At 46.7% G+C, this 5,809-nt stretch carries 9 protein-coding genes; 1 reads left to right on the plus strand and 8 read right to left on the minus strand.

Annotation, left to right across the window (positions count from 1 at the left end; translation table 11 throughout):
* Positions 1 to 140 precede the first annotated feature (140 nt).
* From OGV74_RS01115 to OGV74_RS01150, 8 genes are all read right to left on the minus strand, one after another.
* Complete coding sequence (locus tag OGV74_RS01115) at positions 141 to 374, minus strand: DinI-like family protein (RefSeq protein WP_032943871.1); 234 nt, start codon at positions 372 to 374, stop codon at positions 141 to 143.
* 229 nt (positions 375 to 603) lie between these two features.
* Entirely contained in the window at positions 604 to 1,563 is a 960-nt protein-coding gene (locus OGV74_RS01120; protein WP_047357956.1) for a YbgA family protein, read from the minus strand.
* Positions 1,564 to 1,818: 255 nt separating this feature from the next.
* Entirely contained in the window at positions 1,819 to 2,157 is a 339-nt protein-coding gene (locus OGV74_RS01125) for a DUF977 family protein (RefSeq protein WP_047358009.1), read from the minus strand.
* A 5-nt stretch (positions 2,158 to 2,162) separates the two neighbouring features.
* The gene (locus OGV74_RS01130; protein WP_047357955.1) at positions 2,163 to 2,579 is read right to left on the minus strand and encodes a PerC family transcriptional regulator; all 417 of its coding nucleotides are present in this window, start codon (positions 2,577 to 2,579) and stop codon (positions 2,163 to 2,165) included.
* A 19-nt stretch (positions 2,580 to 2,598) separates the two neighbouring features.
* Complete coding sequence (locus tag OGV74_RS01135; RefSeq protein WP_047357954.1) at positions 2,599 to 3,339, minus strand: ATP-binding protein; 741 nt, start codon at positions 3,337 to 3,339, stop codon at positions 2,599 to 2,601.
* Between the two features lie 2 nt (positions 3,340 to 3,341).
* Positions 3,342 to 4,142: a DUF1376 domain-containing protein gene (locus OGV74_RS01140; RefSeq protein WP_048221168.1), complete on the minus strand. Its 801-nt coding sequence runs from the start codon at positions 4,140 to 4,142 to the stop codon at positions 3,342 to 3,344.
* A gap of 54 nt (positions 4,143 to 4,196) precedes the next feature.
* Positions 4,197 to 4,751 (minus strand): toxin YdaT family protein, encoded by a 555-nt coding sequence (locus OGV74_RS01145; protein WP_047357953.1) that lies wholly within the window; start codon positions 4,749 to 4,751, stop codon positions 4,197 to 4,199.
* Between the two features lie 2 nt (positions 4,752 to 4,753).
* Positions 4,754 to 4,981 carry a transcriptional regulator gene (locus OGV74_RS01150; RefSeq protein WP_286520149.1) on the minus strand — a complete coding sequence of 76 codons (228 nt, stop codon included), beginning with the start codon at positions 4,979 to 4,981 and terminating at the stop codon, positions 4,754 to 4,756.
* A 130-nt stretch (positions 4,982 to 5,111) separates the two neighbouring features.
* On the opposite strand from OGV74_RS01150, the gene OGV74_RS01155 reads away from it, so the two are divergent.
* Complete coding sequence (locus tag OGV74_RS01155; RefSeq protein WP_047358007.1) at positions 5,112 to 5,519, plus strand: helix-turn-helix domain-containing protein; 408 nt, start codon at positions 5,112 to 5,114, stop codon at positions 5,517 to 5,519.
* Positions 5,520 to 5,809: the final 290 nt, after the last annotated feature.

Raw genomic sequence — 5,809 nt, forward strand, 5'->3', positions numbered from 1 at the left:
CACACTCAGGAAATGATTGCAGCCTGGCAACGATGACTCCATCGTGACATCTGATGACTGCGTAGCCTTTTTTGGGCAATTCTACTTTTTCTTTCACTTAAACTCCCCCATGCAATCGGGATAAAGTAATACCCAAAAAACTAATAAAACCAGTCGTCAGCGCTTTCCCAGGTCTCCTGGAGGATTTCCTCCACCTTCGTTTTATCGCCCTTATCGCCACCAAAAACTGTCAAGCTATCACCGCCAGCCGTGCGGATAACTAGAGAACAATTTCCATATTGATTCTGAAGTCGCTTAAGCAGCTCTTTCTCAAGTGCGGGTATGGCTCCGCGCGGCAGGTCTTTTGATTTGTTGATCGTAAGTTCTACCTTCATAATTCCCTCCACATCAAAATACTGTACATTCATACAGTATACCTATTGAATCTCATATTCAAGTGGTTAATAGCACTTTTTGCCAAAGCCATGCCGTTGTATACACTGAGCTTTTCCTAGCATTAGGGATTCACTAAATCTGAGTGGCAACACTGTATAGATAAGAAAAAACCCGCCGGAGCGGGTTAAAGATCCAGAGATTAAATAGTTTAAAGGCTGTATTCAAAAACTAATTAACCATCAGGCGTAGGGCTAAATCATTCGGGTAGGGGTCAAAATAGTTCTGAGTAAGCAAATAGCGATCTGGATATTCAGCCAGATAGTGCTTTAGCAAAGTAAGTGGAGCGAGTATCGGCAAGAGTCCACTGCTATAGTTGAGAATAACGTCACGCAGTTCTCCGCGCTGACGTGTATTCAACTGGTTACGGAAGTATCCCTGGATGTGCATCAACACGTTGGTATGGTTTTTCCGTGAGGACGGCTTCTTGAGGATTGCCATTAACTTTTCTCGGTAAAGAACAAAAAATGCTTCCAAATCATTCCACTCATGCATCGAAGCAACAAAAGGCCCAATTTCACGATAGCCTGCTTGGTTATGAGCCAAAAGCTGGAGCTTATAGCGACTATGGAAACTAAGTATCCCATGACGCGTAAGGCCATTAGCCCTTAAGATGTTAAGTTCATTGAGAGCAAAGATGCGCTCGACAAAATTCTCCCTCAGTACCGGATCGTGCAAACGTCCATCTTCCTCAACCGGCAACCACGGATATGCTTCCATTAACGCACCAGTAAAAAGGCCCGTGCCTTCTTTCCGCCCACGATTTCCCATTTCGTCATACAACCTCACTCTCTCCATACCGCAACTCGGTGATTTGGCACAGACAATAAAGCCAGACAAGGTGCTAAGCCCTCGGATATATGGAGTTGTGAATTCAGTCATTTTGTCAGTTATATCCTCACCAGGCTCGTGACTAAAACGCATGCGAATATAACCTTCATTGGTTTGAACCAGGCGCAATGCTGGGCGGGGAACAGATAAACCAATGGACATCTCCGGACAGACAGGCTTGAAAGTTACCCACTGAGCCAGTTCATCCATCGCAAACCCCATTCGTTTATGGCCGCCGTCGAACCGCACAGCTGTTCCGGTCAAGCATCCGCTAATCCCGATAGCTGGTTGAGTGTTCATATCGATACCCTCGTTAATTCAATGCCCACTTCGCGAAAGGAAAATCGTGACTGTTCAAATGATAATACCTAATCTATTTATATCATTCTTATTACAGATAAGCATAACCATGAGGACATCGCCAGCGTAATGAAAAGGAATCAGATAGAGCCGTAAAGTTGAGGTTCCTTCACTCATCCTTAAATCTTACGCCTACCACTAGCAGACATGCTCAACGTCGAGTAGTGAAAGCCATGTTCCGCCGTTTTTCGGTTGTCATGCTGGCATCCTCCCCACGATATCTATAACCCGGCGCATAACTGCACTTCCCCGAAAATCTGCAGGTAACTCAATAACAGGTTTACTCGATCCGTATGAAAAACGCTGGAGATCGAAATCAATCACAGCCTTCCGATCCCTGAACAAACCAAGACGACCGTAACGAATGAGTTCGCCGCGTTCGGCTGCGACGCGGAAATACTTCTCAGCAGTCTGACGATGCAGCGACAACATCTGTGATGCCTCGCTAACGGTTAAGCGTCCACGGATTTTCACCTCTTCAATGATCACCCGAATAAGTGCCGCCTGCTCTTCTGGTGTATTTGGTCTTGGCATGCTGATCATCTCCGGGCCATACGTAGACATTCATTACGTTGCTGCGCTATACGTGACACTTCAGCTGAACTACGGGCAATGTCTAACATGTCGGTATATACCTTTGCCGCGCGCCGCCAGAGTCCCCGTGACTTAAGGTCTTTCGCCATTTTCTCCGCTAATTGCGTTTCAGCCGGATCGCTTTTCTCTTCCATGAAGGGCAGCTTTACGTCAGGTAATTCTGCATCCGGAGAGATGTTATAAACATACTGAGTTCCGTTGTGAGTGCGCAGGACTGTGCCGCTGACAGTCAGCGCGCGCAGAAACTTACCAGCGGTACCGGATGGAATATCCAGCGCTTCATACACATCACGTAATACGCAGTTCGGGGTATGGCGTACCACTATCGCTACCCGATCTTTCTGAGAGATTTCTATGGTCATTGGTCAATACTCGTTTTGGTTACTTCACGACCCGTAAGTGGGTCACATTTTTTCGATAACTTCCCCAGGCGAAATTTACCCAGATACCGTCATCCATGGTTAAGCGGTCCATGACCCGCTCACCCAGAACTTTTGATAATTCGTCATAATTCAGGTTTGTAAGTACCCCCACTGGTTTCATTGACGCCATACGGCGATCGATTATCTGATTAAGTAATACCCACTCATTGCGCGTATCACGTTGAACACCAACCTCATCAAGAACAAGCAAATCAACCTTGCACAAATCATCCAGCAAATCGGACTCAGACTGGCCCTCGTCATAGCACTTGCGGGTGCGAAGCATCAAATCAGGTATTGTCACGACCAGAACGGAATAATCGTGCTGAAGCAGGTAGTTCCCGATTGCCGCGGCAAGATGATTTTTCCCTGTTCCGCAACTGCCGCTGAATATAAAACTGGTAAAGCCATTCCCAAAGTTATGGGCGTAGCTCTTTGCCATCGTCAGCGCGTGTTTCTGCCCGTCGTTGCTCACCTGGTAATTTGCAAATGAGCACCCCCTGTGCAACTCGCAGATCCCTGAGCGCCCAAAAATCCTTTCTGAACGGTTACGCTGATTTTGTTTTTCCAGCTCAGCTGCGCGCTTTCGCCCTTCTTCCTGCTGCCAGGCCATTAACTCCTGACTGCTGGTAAATTTCGGCTGAACACCTGCAGGCATGAGATTACGCAGACGGCCAAGCAAATCATGCGTCGATTTCATCATTACCCCCTGAATCCCGGCGGGATCTGAGTGTCAGGTTGTGAAACGCCAAAGCCAGCCTGTCGACGTGTACCTGCCGATGGTGAGGAAGATTTGGCGCGTGATGTTTTCAGGCTGGAAGCAAAAGTCTGTTCCCACTGGATGTGATGTTTAACTTTCCCTTCGCATTTCCAGTAGTCCCGGAACTGCTGTAATTCGACGGCGGTATACCCTGGTAGATCCCCAAGATTTATTCCCCACTGCGCAGCCTGGCGTACAAAGTCATCACCAGGTGTCCAGTCATCTGTAATCGGAAATTTGCCTATGGGAGGTAAAAAGCCACCTGGCGCGTATAACTCTCTCTCTTGGTTTTCTTTTAGATCTGTATCTGTATCTGGATCTTTATTAGTTGGGTTTCCGTTGGCGTTCTGTTTCAACGGCAGCTCAACACCCGTTGAACACCCGTTGTTATTTTGTTGGTTATTCGCTCCTTTTTTAGCTTTTCTCGCCTGAGCGGATGCTTTTCCAGCTGCTGACTTTTGGCTGATTGAGTTTTTAACCGCCTCCAGATCACGCTCTATACGCTCCTGTACCCATTCGGTACCGTTATCGTTAAAAAACTCTTTCAACGAAGGTTCAACGGCATCCCAACGGTCGTTACTCAGCCGTGCAATTTTCGATAGTCGGTTTTTGGGGATTGGGCGACCTGTTTGCCAATAATTGAACATCAGTAGCAGGTATGCGCCATGCTCTTCTGTAGACAGATGCATGGTGTCCGCCAGGTAATCAGCAATGTAAAGTTGCATGTAAGGCAGAGCTGCCATGGTTACTCCCTTGTCCGGTTTCCCGGCGCGTAATGGTTATTGCTCAAAACTCGATTAAAACAATTGCGGCGCTACGGCGCTTAAACTCGCCAGTAGTGGTCCCGCCGCATCAGCTGGTAACATGTTGAACAAAGCGATTGCTGCTTCACGAATTTCCTTCTCCAGTTTCTGTAACGGAGCGCCGATTAATTTCGCCTGATGTGCCTCACTGCATTCTTTGATAGCGTTGGCCACCAGCTCCGCTTCTGTGCTCGCATTACTTAACCCGTGCTTCCTGGCAATCTGAACTGGCATAGCAGCAATGATTGAACCTGACAGCTGCATAACGTAAGCCGTATACTTTTCTGACCCTCCTTCGTTTTTCAGATATCGGAATAAATTCTGTTTATTAACAGCAATTCCGCGACCATCTGCTTTGGCCCACTCTTCAGCAACCAGCTGAGCGATCCGCTCCTGTGCCTGTCCTGGTAATGTCGATTCCCATTCACGAACAGCTGCCAATATGACGCGGTGCTGAATGCTGTCGCGGCGCTGGGGTTTAAAATGATTTTGCGTTTTCAACGGAACAGCTAAGCGTTGGCTATGATGTTGATATGTTACTGATTGCATGATTAAGCCTCCTTTTGAGGTAAACCATCAGTGGGATTTGGATAAAGGTCCGGTCGCAACTCGTGTGGTGTAATTTGCCAATTGAGAGCTTTGGATACGCGAACAACAAGCTCGCCGGATACCTTTTTCTTGAACCATCCATTAACTGTTTGAGCTCGCCGATTTAGACGGCGCCCCAGTTCTGCCTGACTGCATATGGCTAACATTTTCTTTTGTGTTGTGAGCTTCATTGATTTATCTCGAGTAGTGAACGTGAAACGAGTAAATCAAATTATTTCGATATCGTCAAATTATATCGATAGGTTGAGCTACAGATAAAATCTGTATAATCGGATGTATGTTTTTGAGCGGGCTAGGAATATGAACTTCGGAAAGCGATTACAAAAAGCCATCCATGATCTTGGAATATCTCAATCGGAACTTGCACGCAGACTGGGAGTAAAAGCCCAGTCAGTAAATGGCTGGTGTAACTCTAATATACTTCCAAGAGCTGACATTCTAGATAGGCTACAGTCCGCTACAGGCTATCCACTCTATTGGTTTTTTCTTGAAGAAACTGAAGCTGACACTATTCCTGCCATAACATCAGAAAAAAAACGTCAACCTCAGTCGGCCCAGGAACAAAAGCTATTGGAGCAATTTGAGCTTTTGCCCACTGACGATGAGAGAGAAAAGATAGTTAAGTTGATCGAACTGCGACTGCAAGAGCTTGATGATGTAGCTACTGCTTACCTAAAAAAACGAAAGATAATCCCCAGTAACGAGTAGCCCCTCCACTCCTGTACCCTTCATAAAGCACGCGAAATCAATCCGATAAACTGATCGGTGAGTTGTTCACACGCATTGATATCGATTTAATTTGACATATATCGATTCAATCGATAATACTATTCCCAACACAAAGACAGTCATCGAGGCAGGACGCCCACGAAGTAGCTGCCGGCGGCATACGAATCACCGGATGAGATGACAAGTATTAACACGCAGCAGGTTCAACGTTCCGCCAGCCTGGCGACAAGGGCAACGCAAGAGGATAAATCCATGATCGATTTCGCACG

Source organism: Citrobacter sp. Cf116 (assembly GCF_030336505.1).
GTDB lineage: Bacteria > Pseudomonadota > Gammaproteobacteria > Enterobacterales > Enterobacteriaceae > Citrobacter > Citrobacter freundii.